Annotated in this window: 14 protein-coding genes and 2 pseudogenes; 1 reads left to right on the top strand and 15 read right to left on the bottom strand. The window is 69.0% G+C overall.

Translation table 11 applies throughout. From position 1 onward, the window contains the following. Positions 1–24: 24 nt before the first annotated feature. The 7 genes from BN971_RS21565 to fadD5 all read right to left on the bottom strand — a co-directional run bounded on the left by BN971_RS21565 (position 25) and on the right by fadD5 (position 9,046). Positions 25–1,596: a virulence factor Mce family protein gene (locus BN971_RS21565; protein WP_085179534.1), complete on the bottom strand. Its 1,572-nt coding sequence runs from the start codon at positions 1,594–1,596 to the stop codon at positions 25–27. Then, positions 1,593–3,125: a virulence factor Mce family protein gene (locus BN971_RS21560; RefSeq protein WP_090350549.1), complete on the bottom strand. Its 1,533-nt coding sequence runs from the start codon at positions 3,123–3,125 to the stop codon at positions 1,593–1,595. Before BN971_RS21560 ends, BN971_RS21565 begins: the two co-directional genes overlap by 4 nt. Continuing rightward, a complete protein-coding gene (locus BN971_RS21555) occupies positions 3,122–4,162 on the bottom strand; it encodes a virulence factor Mce family protein (protein ID WP_085179536.1) in 1,041 nt (346 codons plus the stop codon). The genes BN971_RS21560 and BN971_RS21555 overlap by 4 nt, the downstream gene beginning before the upstream one ends. Continuing rightward, positions 4,159–5,481: an MCE family protein gene (locus tag BN971_RS21550; RefSeq protein WP_085179537.1), complete on the bottom strand. Its 1,323-nt coding sequence runs from the start codon at positions 5,479–5,481 to the stop codon at positions 4,159–4,161. Before BN971_RS21550 ends, BN971_RS21555 begins: the two co-directional genes overlap by 4 nt. A 4-nt stretch (positions 5,482–5,485) precedes the next feature. Continuing rightward, positions 5,486–6,355, bottom strand: coding sequence for an MlaE family ABC transporter permease (locus BN971_RS21545; protein WP_090350548.1), 870 nt, complete (start codon positions 6,353–6,355; stop codon positions 5,486–5,488). 1 nt (position 6,356) lies between these two features. Next, a complete protein-coding gene (locus BN971_RS21540; RefSeq protein WP_085179539.1) occupies positions 6,357–7,124 on the bottom strand; it encodes an MlaE family ABC transporter permease in 768 nt (255 codons plus the stop codon). Between the two features lie 281 nt (positions 7,125–7,405). Beyond that, on the bottom strand, positions 7,406–9,046 hold the full coding sequence (fadD5, locus tag BN971_RS21535; protein WP_085179540.1) for a fatty-acid--CoA ligase FadD5: 1,641 nt from the start codon (positions 9,044–9,046) through the stop codon (positions 7,406–7,408). Between the two features lie 138 nt (positions 9,047–9,184). Between fadD5 and BN971_RS21530 the strand changes: the two genes are divergently transcribed. Further along, positions 9,185–9,889, top strand: a complete 705-nt coding sequence (locus BN971_RS21530; protein WP_085179541.1) for a GntR family transcriptional regulator — start codon at positions 9,185–9,187, stop codon at positions 9,887–9,889. Between the two features lie 17 nt (positions 9,890–9,906). Here BN971_RS21530 and BN971_RS21525 read toward each other — a convergent pair whose 3' ends face one another. The 8 genes and pseudogenes from BN971_RS21525 to BN971_RS21490 all read right to left on the bottom strand — a co-directional run. Continuing rightward, entirely contained in the window at positions 9,907–10,347 is a 441-nt protein-coding gene (locus BN971_RS21525; RefSeq protein ID WP_085179542.1) for an SRPBCC family protein, read from the bottom strand. A 9-nt stretch (positions 10,348–10,356) separates the two neighbouring features. Further along, a complete protein-coding gene (locus tag BN971_RS21520) occupies positions 10,357–10,836 on the bottom strand; it encodes an acyl-CoA thioesterase (RefSeq protein ID WP_085179543.1) in 480 nt (159 codons plus the stop codon). 3 nt (positions 10,837–10,839) lie between these two features. After that, complete coding sequence (locus tag BN971_RS21515; protein WP_085179544.1) at positions 10,840–12,147, bottom strand: hydroxyacid-oxoacid transhydrogenase; 1,308 nt, start codon at positions 12,145–12,147, stop codon at positions 10,840–10,842. 30 nt (positions 12,148–12,177) lie between these two features. After that, positions 12,178–13,371: an enolase C-terminal domain-like protein gene (locus tag BN971_RS21510; RefSeq protein WP_085179545.1), complete on the bottom strand. Its 1,194-nt coding sequence runs from the start codon at positions 13,369–13,371 to the stop codon at positions 12,178–12,180. Positions 13,372–13,392: 21 nt separating this feature from the next. Further along, a pseudogene (locus BN971_RS21505) lies at positions 13,393–14,282 on the bottom strand (alpha/beta hydrolase). Next, positions 14,279–15,757: a flavin-containing monooxygenase gene (locus tag BN971_RS21500; protein WP_085179547.1), complete on the bottom strand. Its 1,479-nt coding sequence runs from the start codon at positions 15,755–15,757 to the stop codon at positions 14,279–14,281. The pseudogene BN971_RS21505 and the gene BN971_RS21500 overlap by 4 nt, the downstream one beginning before the upstream one ends. Continuing rightward, positions 15,739–16,467, bottom strand: coding sequence for an SDR family NAD(P)-dependent oxidoreductase (locus BN971_RS21495; protein ID WP_085179548.1), 729 nt, complete (start codon positions 16,465–16,467; stop codon positions 15,739–15,741). Before BN971_RS21495 ends, BN971_RS21500 begins: the two co-directional genes overlap by 19 nt. Before the next feature lie 88 nt (positions 16,468–16,555). Next, a pseudogene (locus BN971_RS21490) lies at positions 16,556–16,747 on the bottom strand (HpcH/HpaI aldolase family protein); the annotation flags it as partial.

Here is a 16,747-nt window from a genome sequence, read left to right as displayed (position 1 = left end):
CGCGTCCCGCGCTCGTCGCGCGCCTCACTGGCCCAGTCCTGCGTCAAGGGGAGCGGGTGTCGGCGCCACGGGTCCGGGGACCACTTCGGGCCCCGGCGGCGGTGGCGGGATCGGAACCTGCGGCGGGTTCTGCCCGATCACCGGAGACGGGCTCTCGTCGTAGGCGTTCGGCGGCCCCGGCGGGGTCTGCAGGTTCGACTGGACGGGCGCGATGTCGGGGCCGCCCATCAGCTCGCCGAGCGAGTCCGGCGTCATCAACCCGCCGGTGATCGGCCCCACCTGCTGGCCCTGCATGCCGGGGGCGACGATCCAGCCCGGCTGCGTGTTGCGGTGCGACGTCGGGGTGTCGGGAACCCAGATCCCGGGCACGGTGGTGTCCTTATAACCGTTCGGTGGGTGCAGCCGCGGCTCGGAGTAGGCGACTTCCTTCGGCAGCGTCTCGGCGGTGCTGAACAGGTTCAGGCCGAAGGGCGGGTAGTTGAACTTGATCGCGTCGAGGATCGGCGCCAGGTATTGCGCGCACAACTCGGCCGACTCCTGATACCCCAGGCGGCTGCCCGCCTGGATCGAGCTGCAGATGAACTGCATCGGGTTGGCGAAGTTGGTGATCGACGGGATGGCGACCACGGCGCCGTGCGACGGGTGGTAGATCTGGTTGATGTTGGAGGCGGCCGTCGGCAGGACGTGCAGCGCCGTCTCCAGCCCGTTCAGCGGGTCCGGCTGAAGCAGGGTGTTCGTCACGGTCGCCAGGTTGTCGATGTCGTGGGTGAGCACCTCGCGGTTCTTGTCGAGGAACGGCCGCACGGTCGAGAGCAGGCCGTCGAACTGCTGGACGGCGTTGGCCAGGTCGGTGTCGTTGTGCGCCAGCCGGGTCGTGACGTCGGCGAGGTTCTGGTTCAACGCCACGAACTGCTGATCGTCCTGGTGCAGCGCGTTGACGAACAGCGCCAGGCTTTTGAGCACCGCGAAGAAGTCGCCGCGCCCCTCGTTGAGGGCGGTCACCGCCTGAGACAGGCTGCTCAGCGTCGTGTTGATCTGCTTGCCCTTACCGGCGAGCCCGTCGGCGAACGACTCGATCACCTCGCCGAACGGGCCCTTCGGCTGCTCGGGTGTGGGACCCAGCTTGGAGATGATGTTGGTGATGCTGTTGCGCAGCTGGTCCCACTCCACCGGCACCTGCGTGCGGTCCTCGGGGATCACCGCGTTGTCGGCCAGCACCGGGCCGCCCTTGTAGGTCGGCTCCAGCTGGATGGCGCGCGATGCGACCAGGGTGGGGTTGAGGATCACCGCCGAGGCGTTGGCGGGCACCTTGTATTTGTTCTGGTAATGGAAGGTGACCTTCATCTTGTCGCCGGCGGGCTCGATCTTGTCGATCGCACCGACCCGGTAACCCATGATCTGGACCTTGTCGCCCGGGTATAGCGCGTTGGCCGCCGAGAAGTACGCCACCACGGTGTTGGTGGTCAGCTTCTCGTAGAGCTTCCAGCCGACGAATCCGACGACGAGGGCGAGTACCACGACGATCGACCCGATGATCACGGTCGCGCGGGTCAGCTTCGGCAGCCGGATGTTGCGGACGTCAAAGATGGTGCTCAATTCTGGCTACCCCCTCCCGCAGCGCCGCTGCCTCCGGTTCCCCCGGGGTTGATCAATGGTGCCGGCAACTGGTTGCCGGGTCCCGGCGGTGCCGGGGGACCCGGCGGCAGGCCGGGCGCGAACGTGTATAAGGAGACAGGCACCGGGGTGCCCGGCACGTTCGGCGGCGGGTCGCCCGGCCGGCCGGCGATCGGCATGCCGGGCGTGGGCGGCAGGCCGTCGGGGTTGGGCGGCGACGACGCGACGTCGGTCGGAGCCGGGAAGCCCACACCGCCGAAGGGGCCGACGTCCGCGCCGGCGCAGGGCAGCGGGTTCCACGGCCGCGGCAACCCCTCGTCGCCGACGGTGACGTTGCCGCCGGGATTGGCCGGCGTGTACGAGCACGGCGAGCCCGGGGGTACGGCCGGTCCGGGATGGTCCGGGGTGCCCTCCAGCGCCGGGGGCGCGGGCGGCGGGGCGCCGTTGGGGAACCGGGTGCCGTTGGGGTCGGGCCAGCGGAACTCGGGCAGCCCGGCGCTGCGCCAGAAGTTCTCCGGGTCGATGCCACGCTTCTTGAAGGCGGCGTCGACGAAGGGCTGCAGGATCTGGCCTGGGAGCAGGTTGTGCAGGACCACCTTGAAGAACGGCCCCGACGCGATCGCCTCGTTCAGCGACGGGAGGAACTTGCCGACCTCGGTGAATCCCGTCGCCAGGTCGTCCTTGCGCTGGACCAGGATGTCGCTGACGGTGCGCAGCTGCTCCAGCACGTGGTTGAGGTTGGGATTGTCGTTGATCAGCCCCTTGACCTGTTCGGAGAACGCGGCGACGTTGGACAACAACGCGTCGATCGCCCGGCCCCGCTCGTTGAACGCGGCGAGCAGCGTCTTGGCGTTGACCAGCAACCGGTCCACCTGCTCGCTGCGGTCGCCCAGAACGCTCGCCACCTGGTTGGCCTGGGCGAGCAGGTGCTTGATCTGTTCGTCGCGCTTGCCGATCGTGTCGGAGAACTTGGCCACCCCGTCGAGGGCGGCGCTCAGGTGCGGGTACGTCTGGTCGACGGTGTCGGACAACACGTGCAGCGACTGCTTGACCGTGTCGATGTTCCACCCGGAGGCGGCCTTGGTGACGTCGAAGAACGCGTCGTAGATCTGGTAGGGCGTGGTGCTCTGGCCGATCGGCAGGCTGTTGCCGGGGCGCAGCTGCTGGCTGCCCCGGGCCTCGACTTCGAGGACCTTCTTGCCGAGGATCGTGTCGGTCTTGATGGCCAGCCGGCTCTCGGTGCCGATCCGCTGGGTGCCGATGTTGAACTTGACCAGGATGTGGTCCCCGTCGATCTTGAGGCTCTCCACCTTGCCGACGTCCACGCCCGCCAGGCGGACCTTGTCACCCGTGCTGAGGCCGCCGGTGTCGGTGAACTGCCCGTAGTACTCGGGCTTGGCCGTCAGCATGGGCACGCTGGTGATGCTCTGCCCGACGCCGATGACGAGCACGGTGACGAGGATGCCCATCAGGCCGATGCGGACCCGGTTGGGTGGCTCCAGCGTTCTCATTGGGGCGTGCACCTGCCCGTCGGCTGCTGGAAGAGCCGGACCGTGCGGATCGGCCCGCCCGGCTGCAGCCCGTTCAACTTCAGGGTGATGTCGCAGGAGTAGAAGTTGACGAAGTCGCCGTAGGAACCGATCGCGCGCCCGATCATGTTCAGCGCGGTCGGCACCCGCTTGAGGTAGTCCTGCAGCTGGTCCTGCTGGTCGATGAGCGGCTGCTGTATCGCGTCCAGATAGTTGATCGTCTTGTGCAGCAACGGGCGGTCCTCGGCCAGCAGGTCGGCGACGGTGCCGGCGGCGTTGCTGATGTGCGCGGTCCCGGCGGCCAGCGGGTCGGCGTGGTCCTTCAGCCCGGTGACCAGCACCTCGAGGTTGTTGACGGTCTGGTCGAACTGCTGGCGGTGGCGAACCGTGGTGTCCAGCACGATGTTGAGGTTCTTGACCACCTCGCCGATCGCCTGGTCGCGCTCGCCGAGTTGCGAGGTCAGCTGCGCGGTCTGGTCGAGGATGTCGTTGATGGTGCCGCCCTGCCCCTGGAAGACGGTGATGAGCGCCGTCGCGATGGTGTTCACCTTCTGCGGGTCCAGCGCCCGGAACAGCGGCTTGAAGCCACCGATCAGCGCGTCGAGGTCCAGCGCCGGCGACGTCCGCGCCAGCGGGATGAGACCCCCGGGCGGCAAGACCCGGTCGGCGCCCTCACCCTGGCCGCGCTTGAGTTCCAGGTAGCGGTTGCCGATCAGGTCCAGGTACCGGATCTGCGCGGTGGTCGACTGGTAGAGCGGTATCGAGCGGTCGACCCTGATCTCGACCAGGGCCCGCTTGCCGCCGTCGATCACCTTGACCGAACCGACCTTGCCGACCTCGACGCCGGAGGCTCGGACGAACTGGCCCTCCCGCAGGCCGCTGGCATTGGCGAACTCCGCCGAGTACGCATACGTGCGTTGGAAACGGAGCTGACCGAACACCACGATGATCATCACAGTGAAAGCCAGCAGCACCGACGCGAAGATGCTGAGTCGAACGAGCGTACCGGTGATTTTCATGGGTTGATCGTGTTATCCCCTACCTGGCGGCCCCAGACATACTCGATCGCGTACGGCGACCCGGTGTCCAGGTGGTTGTACGGAGCGATGCTGTTGCCGGTGTCCATCACCAGCTCGGGTGCGGGCCACAGATCGTGGGTGATCTGCTGCCAGCAGCCCGGCGCGCCACCAGGCCCGCCGCGGGCGTTCACCCGGGGCAGGTTTTCCGGGTACGTGTAGGGGTTCGGCGCCCCGCCGATCAGCCCGGCGAGGGGACCCAGGCCGTTGGTGAACAGCGCCAGGGGGACCAGCGATATCGGGTTGGCGAGCAGGCCCAACCCGGACAGCGCTTCGGACTCGGTGTTCAACGAGTAGCCGTTGCCGCCGAGGAACGACGCGGCCTTGGGCTCGATGTCGTGATAGTTGCGAACCGTGCAGAAAAGCTCCGGGCTGTAGGTGTCCAGCAACTGCGCCGTCGGCACCAGGTCCCTGGCACCCCGCGCCAGATACGGGCCGCCGCGCTCGAAGATGTCGGCGCCGGTGTTGCCGAACCCGGCCGCCGCCAGCAGGGCCTGGTCCAGATCCTTCTGCCGCGCGTTGATGGTGCGGGCGGTGACGTCGGCGTTGTTGAGGAATTCGATCAGGTCCGGCGCGGCGTTGGCGTAGGTGTCGCCCAGCGCGGCCAAGGCCTGGATGTCGTGGCGGGCCTGCGGCATCTGCGGGTTGACGTCGTCGAGGATCGCGTTGGCGTTGACGATCGACTGACCGAACTTGTCACCCAGGCCGGACAGCGCCTGCGCGGCCGCGCTCAGTGTCAGGTTCAGCTTGACGGGGTCCACCTTCTGCGCGATCTCGGTGATCGTCTGGAAGACGGTGTTGATCTCCGTCGTCACCGACCTGGCGTCGATCACCGACTTCGGGTTCAGGTGCCCCTTGGCGACGACGTTGCCCTGGGCGTCCCTGGGCGTCGTCAGGGAGACGTATTTGCCGCCGAACACCGTGGTGGCCTTGATGTCGGCGTTCACGTTCGCCGGGATCAGCGAGAGGTACCTGGGGTACACGTCGAGGGTGAATTTGGCGGCCGGCTTGCCGTCGCGCACCGTCTCGGCGATGTTGGCGACCCGGCCGATCTCCACCCCGTTGTAGGTGACCTTGGAACCGGGGTCCATCACCAGTCCGGCGCGCGACGCCACCATCGTCAGCTTGTCCTTGGGCGTGAAGTCCCCCCGGAACTGCCCGTACACCAGCACCAGGATGATCGCGAGCACCACCAGCATCGCCACCCCGGCCAGCTTGTACGGCGGGTTCCTCGGGGCGTTGACCTTCACCGGTGACGTCATCGCGCTACACCGTCAGGGCGAAGTTGGGGTTGACGCCGTACAGCGCCAACGCGGCAGCCAGAACGACGACCTGAACCGACACCAGCGAGAAGCGCATGGACCGGCCGACGGCCTCGCCGACGCCGACGGGTCCGCCGCCGGCGTTGTAGCCGTAGAAGCAGTGGGTGATCATCACCACCGCGGTGATGATGATGGCCTCCAGGAATGACCAGAACACGTCGTCGGGTCGCAGGAATGTCCGGAAATAGTGCTCATAGGTGCCCTGCGACTGGGAGTAGAAGACCGTGGTGGTGATCTGCGGGGACAGGAACGACATGATCATCGCGAGCGCATACAGGGGAATGATGACGACCAGTCCGGCCATGATCAGGGTGGTGGCCAGGAACGAAATCGACTTGATGCCCATGACTTCCAGCGCGTCGATCTCCTCGCTGATCCGCATGGCGCCGAGTTCCGCGGTGGCGCCGGCCCCGACGGTGGCGGCCATGGCGATCCCGGTGACGACGGGCGCGGCGATGCGCACGTTGATCAGCGCGGCGAAGAACCCGGTGAAGGCCTCGACACCGATGTTGCCCAGCGACGCGAAGCCCTGGATGGCCACGAGCGAGCTGCCCGACAGCGTCACGAACCCGACGATCGCGACGGTGCCGCCGATGACGGCCATGGCGCCGGTGCCCATGCCGATCTGGGCGATCAGCCGCAACGTCTCCTTACGGTAGAGGCGCAGCGCGTGCGGGATGTTCCCGACGGCGACCACCCCGAACCAGGCCATCTGGCCGATGTCGTCGATCCCGCGGACCAAAGCGCCGCCGTAGCGGCGGACGTTCTCTACCGCCCGGGGATAGCGGGCGCGGACTACGGCGGCGGTCGACACGTCAGTGCCCCGTCCCGAACCGCACGCCGATGGTGGTCAGCACGACGTTGACCGCGTACAGCGCGACCACGCAGAGCACGACGGTCTCGTTGACGGCGGTTCCCAGACCCTTCGAGCCGCCGCGCACGGTCAGCCCGCGGAAGCAGCCGACCAGACCGGCGATGAGGCCGAAGATCGCCGCCTTGATGGTCGCGATGATCACCTCGGGCAGGCCGGTGATGGTGGTCAGGGTCGCCAGATACGCGCCCCCCGAGACGTTTTGCAGGTAGACGCCGAACAGGTATCCGCCCACGAGGCCGACGGTGATCACCAGGCCGTTGAGGAGCGTGGCGACGAGGGTCGCGGCGATCACGCGCGGGACCACCAGGCGGTGGATGGGGTCGATGCCCAGCACCTCCATCGCGTCGATCTCTTCGCGGATGGTGCGCGCGCCCAGGTCCGCGCAGATCGCCGTGGACCCGGCGCCGGCGACCACCAGCACCGTGGTCAGCGGGCCGAGCTGGGTGACCGCGCCGATCGCCGCGCCGGCGCCGGACAGGTCGGCGGCCCCGAACTGGGCCAGCAGGACGTTGAGGGTGAAGATCAGCAGAACGGTCAGCGGGATCGAGACCATGATGGTCGGCAAGAACGCCACCCGCATGATGAACCAGCACTGCAGGACGAATTCGCGCCATTGAAACGGCCAGCGGAACAACGCCCGCCCGGTCAGCACGCACATCCGGAAGAACCCGCCGATCAGGGTCAGCGGCGTCTGCAGCTGGTCGCGCATGAAGCTGACCAGATAGGGTCCGCGCCGACTCGTCGAAGTCGAAGCCGTCGACGTCACCGCATCCCCCTCGCACCCGAGTCGCCCGCCCCACCGCGCCGCGGCGAACCCTGTTGTCGGCCACTCCGTGGGCCTCCCCGCCCAGACCCTACAAGTGTGACCATCGGCTCCCTACTCGCAGGTAGTAACGGCGACCACAGGAATGTACCCGATGGTCTCGCACGTGTGAACCGCATCTGCACAATTAACCCTTCGTCAACAGCTGGCAAACGTTACAGGTCCCGTCAATCACCCTCACTCGTTGTGGAATCCCTTATTTCAGAACGCATTTCGGTGACAGTCACGGACCCGTACCGCACCCGCAGCTCAGTCTTGAGGACCTTCCCGGAGGGGTTGCGGGGCAGGGCATCGACGATCTCGAGCGCCTTGGGGTGCTTGTACCGGGCCAGCCGTTCGGCCAGGAATTCGGCCAGGTGCTCCAGCCGCAAATCCTCGTCGGTGACCGCCGCGACCGCGATGGGCACCTCGCCCCACTTCTCGTGGGCGCGGCCGATCACGGCCACCTCCGCGATCGCGGGATGGCTGGCGAGCACGTTCTCGACCTCGGCGCAGTAGATGTTCTCGCCGCCGGAGATGATCATGTCCTTCTTGCGGTCGACGACCCAGACGTAGCCCTCCTCGTCCATCCGCACGAGGTCCCCGGAGTGAAACCAGCCGCCCGCGAAGGCCTCCGCGCTGGCCTCCGGGTTGTTCCAGTAGCCGCTCATCAGTGTCGGTGCGCGATAGACGATTTCGCCGACCTCGCCCACGGGCACGTCGTTCATGTTCTCGTCGACCACTCGGGCGGCGACGGTGGGAATCACCTTGCCGACGGATCCGCGCTTCCGGATGGCGTCCTCGCCGAGCAGCATGCAGGTGACCGGCGACATCTCGGTCTGCCCGAACGCGGCCAGGATGTGGGTGCCCGGGAAGGTCGCCGACATCTCGCGCAGCAACGCGTCGGGCGCCGGCGCGGCGCCCCAGGACATCGCCCGCAACCTCAGCTCGCGCGGCCGGGCCCGCTGCTCGGCGCAGACCGCCTGCCACTGCGCCGGAACCAGGAAGATCCCGGTGACCTTCTCCGCGGCCAGCACGTCGAGCAACTGGCCCGGGTCGAACGCGCCGAGCGGGTAGATCACCGTGGGCGTCCCCAGCGTGATCCCGGTGAGCAGGTTGCCGATCCCGGCGATGTGGAAGAACGGGACGCCGACGAATCCGACGTCGCTGTTGATGTCGGCGCCGGTGGTGTAGAGGCCGGTCATCGTCTGCCCGGTCAAGTTGGTGTGGGTCAGCACGGCGCCCTTCGGCCGGCCGGTGGTGCCGGAGGTGTACATGATCAGGGCGGGCGAGTCGTTGGGGATGTCGACGGGCTCGTGGGACCCGCCGGGTTCGTCGATCAGGTCCTGGTAACCCAGCACGCGGTCACCGGTCGGATCACCGGCGACGACGATGGTTTCCAGCAGCGGCTGAACCTCGCGGACGCCGGTGGCCACGGGGGCCAGCACGGTTTCGGTGATCACCACGCGGGCCTCGCAGTCCTCGACCAGGAACGCGATCTCGGGCGCGGTGAGCCGGAAGTTCAGCGGGACCGCGATCGCGCCGAGCATGTTGACGGCGAGCACGGACTCGACGAATTCGGGGCGGTTGAGCATCAGGACCATCACCCGGTCGCCGAAGCCGACCCCGCGGCGGCTCAGCGCGTCGGCCAGCGCCGCGACCCGCCGCTGCAGCCCCGACCACGTCACGGTGTTGCCCAGGTACCGCAGCGCCGTCGCGTCCGGTTGCATCAGGGCGTGCCGCTCCAGCTGGTTGACCCAGTTCTGCCGCCGGGCCCGGTACAGCTCGTCGGTGGCCCGGGTCGCACGGCCGGCCAGTTGCGCGGTCACGGAACACCTCCCCTTCACTCGCGCACCGCTTGCGCCAGGTTGATATTTGATAAAACATGGTGTTGTCTGGGTCACACTATGGCTTTAACGGTCCCCTGACAAGACCCGGCCAAGTCCCCGAAAGCCCTGGCAGCTGACGTGAACGCACCGATATCGACACAACCCTCGTCGACGATGAGGAGCCGGCGCCCGGTGCGCCGGGCGCAGTTGTCGGACGAGGTGACGGCCCGCCTGCGCGCGGCGATCATGTCCGGGACGCTGCGCCCGGGGACGTTCATCCGGCTCGACGAGACCGCCGCCGAGCTCGGGGTGAGCATCACCCCGGTGCGCGAGGCGCTGCTCAAGCTGCGCGGCGAGGGCATGGTGCAGCTCGAGCCGCATCGCGGTCACGTGGTGCTGCCGCTCACCCGGCAGGACATCCAGGACATCTTCTGGCTGCAGGCGACCATCGCCCGGGAGCTGGCGGCCGCGGCCACCGAACACATCACCGACGCCCAGATCGACGAGCTCGAGCGCATCAACCAGGGCCTCGCGGCGGCGGTCAACGCCGGCGACGCCGAAACCATCGCGGGCATCGAGTTCGCGTTCCACCGCGTCTTCAATCACGCCAGCGGCCGGATCAAGCTGGCCTGGTTCCTGCTCAACGCGGCGCGTTACATGCCCGTGCAGGTGTACGCCTCCGACCCGCTGTGGGGTGCGGCGGCGGTCGACAATCACCACCAGCTGATCGCCGCGCTGCGCCGCCGGGACGCCGCCGCCGTCATCGAGCACACCGTCTGGCAGTTCACCGACGCGGCCAACCGGCTCAGCGAGATGCGCGAGCGGATGGGTATTCCGGGCTGACTCCCCGGCCTGACCAACTAGCCGGCCGCGAGCTCCTCGGCGCGCCGCTTGAGGTTCTCGGCGAGGTGATCCAGGACGTTGCCGGCGAGCGACTTCACCATCGGCGCGGGGATCGGCATCGTCGTCTCGACGTCCATGTCGACGGTCAGCAGGCTCGACGAGCCGGCGCCCACCACGCTGAACAGCTGCTCCTGCTTGGAGAAGAGGTCACCCTGCTGCAGCACCGTCTGGATCTGGTTCTCGCCCGGGTAGTACACGGCCTGAATGAACGTCGCCTTCATCCCCTGGTAGTCGGCGTCGAGCCGCAGCTGGCTGGGACGCCCGTCGTCGTAGCGGGCGAGCACCCAAAGTCCTTGGACCTCTTCGTTCCACTGCGGGTAGGCCTCGAAGTCGGCGACGATGCCCAGGATCACCGATGCGTCGGCGACGACCTCGACCGTCTTGCTCAAAACTGGCATGCGCCAACCTTAGGTGACCGCCCCGACGCACGCGGTCGCGAGCAGCGCACGGATGGCGTCGGGGATGGGGACCGGCTTGCGGTTCTCGCGGTCGACGTAGACGTGCACCCAGTGGCCCAGCGCGGTGATCGGCTGCGGGCGGCCGGGCTCGGCCGGCCGGAACACGCCGAGGCGGTAGGTGACGCTGCTGCGGCCCAGCCGCGTGACGGCCAGGCCCACCATGAGGCCCTCCGGGAAGTGCAGTTCGGAGAAATAGCGGCAGCCGGACTCGGCGACGATCCCCAGCGCCGGGATGGTCAGCGGGTCCAGCCCGGTGCCGGTGTTGATCCACGCGTTGATCGCGGTGTCGAACAGCTGGTAGTAGACCGCGTTGTTCAGGTGGCCGAACATGTCGTTGTCGGCCCACCGCGTTCCCACCGGCCACCGCACCGGAAAGTCGTCGCTCGTGAGGCCGTCCGGCGCGGGGGGAACCGAAGGAGCTGAACTCATGGCCTACCAATACCTCAGGGCTTGCCGGAACAACTGCGCCAGAACGGGTTTGCTCATCTCGCGCGGAGCGTTCTGCAGGAGGCGCTGCTGCGGGTGGGCGCCCTCGGTGAGCGCCGCCACGTCGTCCTCGGTGTAGCCGAGCGCGCTCAGCCCGTTCGGCATGCCCACCGCTCGCATGATGCGGATGAGTTGGCCCGCCAGCACCTCGCCCGCATCCGTAGCGCCGGCACCCCGCGTGTCGGCGCCGAGCAGCCGGGCGCCTTCCAGGTGCCGCGCCGGGCTGACCTCCGCGGTGAAGCGGAATGCCGACGGCGCGTTGACGATGACGGCCATTCCATGCGGCACGAGCGGCTCGCCGGCCGGGTAGCCCGAGGGACGGAAATCCCGGACCAGCCCCGCCACCGCGTAGGCCATGCCGTGCGGCGCGTGGACGCCCGCGTTGCCGAAGGCGATGCCGGCCAGGGTCGCGGCCCACATCATGTCTTCGCGGGCCGAGCTGTCCGAGGCGTCGTGCACGGCGCGTTCCAGGGACTGGCCCAAGATGCGCAACGCCTCGCGGCAGCCCATGTCGCTCCACGGATTGGCGCCCTGGCTCATGGGTCGCAGGCTGGGCCGTTCGGGGGCCCGCCGCCGGCCATAGGGTCGCGCGGTGTAGGACTCCAACGCGTGCGACAGCACATCGAGGCCCGCCGCGGCGACGACCTCGGGGGGCAGGGTCGCGGTGCAGGCGGGGTCGACGAGCGCCTCCGTGGGACGCAGCGCGTGAGAAGCGATGCCGGTCTTGGCCTTTAGCGCCAACAGGTCGAAGATCGCGATCCCGGTGACCTCGCTGCCGGTGCCCGCGGTGGTGGGGCATGCGATGTGCGGCCTGAGCGGGCCGGGTACGCCCCTGCCCTCGCCGATCGGCGCGTTGACGTAGGCAAGCAGGTCGGCGGGGTGGGTGGCGTAGAGGTTGGCGGCCTTGCAGGTGTCGATGACGGAGCCGCCGCCCAGTGACACGTAGCCGTCGGGGCTGCACTCCCGCGCGAAACGCGCGGCGTCCGCAAAGGAGGCGTCGGTCGGCTCGACGTGGACGTCGGTGTAGGTGACGACGTCCAGTCCCGCCGCGATCAGCGAGTCGTACGCCGTCGCGAAGACGGGCAGCGCGCCGACGCGGGGATCGGTGAACAGGGCCACCCGCCGCAGCCCGAGCGCGGCGGCCCGGTCGCCCACCTCCGCCAGGCATCCGCGCCCGAAAGTCACCCGCGACGAGTCGATGGTGAAGGCGCCGTCGCAGCCGTCAGCGGGAATCGGGACATCGCAGCAGGACATCACCCGCCATCCTGTCAGACCGCATCATGGCTACCGGAGATGCATGGGCGCCACCGGTTCCACCGGGGTGTCGGGGAGGCGGTGCTGCTCGATGTAGTCCCAGCGGATCTGGTAGCCGAGGCCGGGCGCCGACGGCAGCGTGACGAACCCGTCCGCACCGAGCGGATCGCACGGCGCATCGAGGTAGGGTGGCGCGGCGTCGTAGCGGACGCCGGGCCCGAGCAGGCCGCGCTCGTAGTATTCGCACACGTCTTCGCTTGTGGCCCCGAGGATTTGCATGTTGCCGAAGCCGCTCATGTGGAGTTCGCAGCGAATGCCGAACGCCTCGCACATCCCGGTCGCCTTCAGCACGCCGGTGATGCCGCCGCGCAGCACGTCGATGCGGCTGATGTCCGACGCGTGGCGCCGGATCCACTCCGCGCGGGTGTAGATCCCGCCCTCCGCGACCTCCGGCGAGCAGATGGGGATGTCGAGATCGCGCGCGAGCCGAACGTAGGAATCCACCTGGTATTCGGGCATCGGGTGTTCGTACCAGTAGAAGCCCAGCCGTTCGAGTTCGCGGCCGACCCGCAGGGCGTCGGCGTAGGTGTGGTAGGTGCCCCAGGGGTCGAACATCAGCACCATGTCGTCACCCACCGCGGCCCGCACCTTCCGGCACACCTCGATGTCCCAGTCGACGTACGACGGCCGGGGCAGGGCGAATTGGCCCGTCTCGGGATTCCAGTAATGGTAGGGGTGAATCTTGTAGGCGCGGTAGCCCTGGCGGCGGCAGTCGGCGGCGTGGGCGGCGTAGTCGTCGGGTGATCCGAGGTTGTTGAAGCTGCTCGCGTAAGCCTTGACCCGATCACGGGCGCCGCCCAGCAGCTTGCGAACCGGCAGCCCGGTCACCCGGCCGGCCAGGTCCCACAGCGCCAGATCGATGACGCTGCAGACGTTTTCGGGCAGCTTCGCCGCCCACAATTGCCGCCAGATCTCGGCGCGGTCAAACGGGTCCTGCCCGGTCAGCAGCGGGCTCAGGAATTGCGATACCAGCGCCCGGTCCCCGGGGAGCAGCCCGTCCTGGTCACCGTGGAAATGCCCGCCGAAGTAGTAGCCCTCGGCGCCTTCGTCCGTGCGGACCGTCGTCACCGTCTGGGTCACCCGGTAGTCGGTCATCAATTGCCCGAAGGAGATTCGGTCGACGAAGGTTTCGAACGGTACGACGTCCACGCCGGTGATCTTCATGACTGCACATCCTGCCCCGGCTCAGGCGAAGGCGCGCCGCAGGGCGTCGCCCTGCAGGGCGTACAGCCGCCGGGACTCCGACCAGTCGGGCAGTAGCGAATCGAATCCGTGGCAGGCGCCCGCGAACACGTGCAGCTCGGCGGGCGCTCCGGCGCGCAGCAGCGCCCGGGCGTAGTGGACGGCCTCGTCGCGGAAAGGATCGATCTCCGCGCAGGTGATCAGGGCCGGCGGGTGATCGCCCGAGGCGGGTCGCCGCGCGGGAACGGCTGCGGGCGGCGGGTCCGCCGTGCCCAGGTAGTAGCGCCACATCAGCTCCGCCGCTTCGCCGTCGAATGCCGGGCTGGCGCGAAACTCCCCCTTTGACGGGGTCGGCCGGTCGTCGAGCACCGGCTGGTGCAGCAACTGGAACGCCACCGGCGGTGCCGCGCCGCGGCGCTGCTGCCCGCAACGGCCAGGCGCGCCGCGTCGACGCCCAGTTCTGCAGCGCTCGCCGCGACCCAGCGCAGCACGGCCCGCGCGTCGTCCAGGGCGGCGGGGTAGGGGTGTTCCGGCGCCAGCCGGTAGTCGACCGACACGACGGTGCACCGCCCGCGGTCCGCCAGTTCCACGCACTGCCGGTGATCCGTGTCGAGGTTGCCCAGGGCGAACCCGCCGGCGTGGCAGTAGACCACCGCCGGCGCCGGCGGCGGCGCGCCGCGATAGATGCGGACCGGCACCGATCGGCCCGGTGCGGGAGCGGCGTCGTCGGCGATCAGCACGCCGCGGGCGTCGGTTTGTGCGGCGGCGACGCGGCGGCGTTCGTTGAAGGGTTCGCGCATCAGCGCGATGGCGGCCGGCGTGAAGTCGGTCCGCGTCGTCGCGACCGCACGCAACGCCGGGTCGAGCCGCTCGGCGCCGTCCAGCTCGCTCACCGGGCGCCGCCCTCGGGGCCCGCGAACGTGAAGTCGGCGGGCTTGAACCTGCGCGTCATCCCCCAAAAGGTACGCGCGCTTCGGGGCCACTGCGTGACCACCCGCCCGTTTGGGGCGCGAAAGTAGTTGCTGCACTGGGTGGTCCAGACGGTGCCGATCATCCAGTGGTCCACCTTGGCGACGAACTTGGCCAGCGCCGACGGCCGCACCGCGACGGAGGTCTTTCCCTTGCGCCGCATGTACTTCAGCAGCCGGACGATGTAGCGCGCCTGGGCCTCGAGCATGAAGATGACGCTGTTGGAGCCGACGTTGGTGTTGGGGCCGTAGAGCATGAAGAAGTTCGGAAAGCCGGGAACGGCCATGCCGAGGTAGGCCTGCGCCCCGTCGCGCCACACCTCGCGCAGGGTCACGCCGCCCTGTCCGCAGACCTCGAGCTCGCCGAGGTAGTCGGCCGCGGCGTAGCCGGTGGCGCACACGACGATGTCGACCTCGCGCTCGGCGCCGTCGCCGGTGACCAGGCTGCCGGCCCGCAGGCAGCGCGCGGGGCTGTCGAGCACCTCGACGTTCGGGCGGGTCAGCGCGGGCAGGAACTCCGACGAGAACACCAGCCGCTTGCAGCCCATCGGGTAGTCCGGGGTCAGCTTGCGGCGCAGTTCCTCGTCTCGCACCGTGCGCTCCAGCAGGTCCAGGGCGACGTCGGTGTAATCCCGGGTCTTCTTGCTGCCGTCGCGGATCACCGAGATGTTGGACTCGCTGCGCCACCACAACCTGGTCCGGTACAGCCTTTTGGCGAGCGGAACGTGGGCGAATACCCAGCGTTCCCGCGCGGTGTACGGCCGGTCGGGCTTGGGCAACACCCAGGTCGCCGAGCGCTGCACCGAATAGACCTTGGCGGCGACCTTGGCCAGCTCCGGTATCAGCTGCGAGGCCGTCGAACCCGTGCCCAGCACGGCGATCCGCTTGCCCGCCAGGTCAACCGAATGATCCCAGCGCGCCGAGTGCATCAGTGTGCCGGTGAACCGCTCCTGGCCCACCAGGTCCGGCAGCGTGGGCCGGCTGAACACTCCGACGGCCGAGACCACCACGTCGACGTGGTGTTGCTCCCCGCCGCCGGTGGTCAGGCCCCACCGCCGGGTGTCCGGATCCCAGCGCGCGGAGCGGATTTCGGTGTTCAGCCGCAGGTGGGGCCGGAGCCCATAGTCGTCGGCGCATTGTTGAAAGTAGGCCAGGATCTCGCGCTGCCCGGGCCACATGCGCGACCACTGCGAGTTCAGCTTGAACGAGTACGAGTACAGGTGTGACTTGACGTCGCAGGCCAGCCCCGGGTAGGTGTTGACCAGCCAGGTCCCCCCGACCTCGCCCTCGCGGTCGAAGATGGTGAAGTCGTGAAAACCGGCGCGGCGCAGCAGTATTCCGAGCGCGAGTCCGCCGGGTCCGGCGCCGATGATGCCGACCTTCATGGGATCTGCAGGCATTGCCCGCCGTCGACGACCAGTTCCGAGCCGGTGATGAACGAGGCCTCCTCGGAGACCAGGAACGCCACGGCGTCGGCCACCTCCCCCGGGCGGCCGATCCGGCCGAACGCCGACGCGGCGGCCAGCCGCAGCTGGGTGGCGTCGTCGAGCATGGGGGTGGCGATCGGCCCCGGGAACACGGCGTTGACCCGGACGCCGAACGGGGCCAGCTCGGCCGCGGCGCTCTGGGTCAGCCCCCGCAGCGCCCACTTCGACGAACCGTAGGCGCTGTGCCGCGGGAAGGGGCGGATCGCCCCCGTGCTGCAGGTGTTGACAACGGCGGCGTTCGGCGCGGTGCGCAGCTGCCCCAGGGCCGCCCGCATGCCGAGGAAGGCCCCCAGACAGTTGACGCGCCAGGCGGTTTCGAAGCCCTCCGGCGTCTCGTCGGCCAGCGACGCGCGGTGCAGCACGCCGGCGTTGTTCACCAGCGTGCTCAGCGACCCGAAGCGATCGACGACGAGTTCGACGGCCGCGTCCCACCGGGCCGGCGAGGTGACGTCGAGGTCGACGGCGATCACGTCGGCGTCGCCTAGCTTGTGCACCGAGTGGGCCAGCTCATCGGCCCGCCGATCGCACGCCGCGACCGAAAACCCGTTATCCAGTAGCCTTGTGACGATGGCCCAGCCCTGGCCCCCGGCGGCGCCGGTGACCAGGGCGACACGCTGATTCATGGCTGCTCCTCGGGGCTGTCGATGCCGCCCCCGTCCAGGGCGAGCGCGGAGTCGGCGATCAGGGCGCGGATGGCGGCGTGATCGTCGGTCACTGCTCGGCCGCCTCGCGCAGGTGCTCGGCAGCGCCGCGGCGCAGCGCCTGTGACTCCGAGGTCAGCGTGATCATCCGGAATCCCAGCCGTGCCATGGCGTGGCCGATCTTCCCGTCGCCGGCGTGGATGCCGGTGACCAGCCCGGCGTCGGTGGCCGCCCGGTGGCTGCGCACGATCGCGTCGAGCAC

This window comes from Mycobacterium bohemicum DSM 44277 (genome assembly GCF_001053185.1).
GTDB lineage: Bacteria > Actinomycetota > Actinomycetes > Mycobacteriales > Mycobacteriaceae > Mycobacterium > Mycobacterium bohemicum.
This window is presented reverse-complemented; position numbering and strand designations above follow the sequence as displayed.

Coding starts and splice junctions, on each gene's coding strand:
- BN971_RS21525 (WP_085179542.1), bottom strand. CDS start 10,347: ATGCCAGTTTTGAGCAAGACGGTCGAGGTCGTCGCCGACGCATCGGTG.
- BN971_RS21560 (WP_090350549.1), bottom strand. CDS start 3,125: ATGAGAACGCTGGAGCCACCCAACCGGGTCCGCATCGGCCTGATGGGC.
- BN971_RS21510 (WP_085179545.1), bottom strand. CDS start 13,371: ATGAAGATCACCGGCGTGGACGTCGTACCGTTCGAAACCTTCGTCGAC.
- BN971_RS21495 (WP_085179548.1), bottom strand. CDS start 16,467: ATGAATCAGCGTGTCGCCCTGGTCACCGGCGCCGCCGGGGGCCAGGGC.
- BN971_RS21550 (WP_085179537.1), bottom strand. CDS start 5,481: ATGACGTCACCGGTGAAGGTCAACGCCCCGAGGAACCCGCCGTACAAG.
- BN971_RS21515 (WP_085179544.1), bottom strand. CDS start 12,147: ATGTCCTGCTGCGATGTCCCGATTCCCGCTGACGGCTGCGACGGCGCC.
- BN971_RS21555 (WP_085179536.1), bottom strand. CDS start 4,162: ATGAAAATCACCGGTACGCTCGTTCGACTCAGCATCTTCGCGTCGGTG.
- BN971_RS21520 (WP_085179543.1), bottom strand. CDS start 10,836: ATGAGTTCAGCTCCTTCGGTTCCCCCCGCGCCGGACGGCCTCACGAGC.
- BN971_RS21500 (WP_085179547.1), bottom strand. CDS start 15,757: ATGCCTGCAGATCCCATGAAGGTCGGCATCATCGGCGCCGGACCCGGC.
- BN971_RS21540 (WP_085179539.1), bottom strand. CDS start 7,124: ATGCGCGACCAGCTGCAGACGCCGCTGACCCTGATCGGCGGGTTCTTC.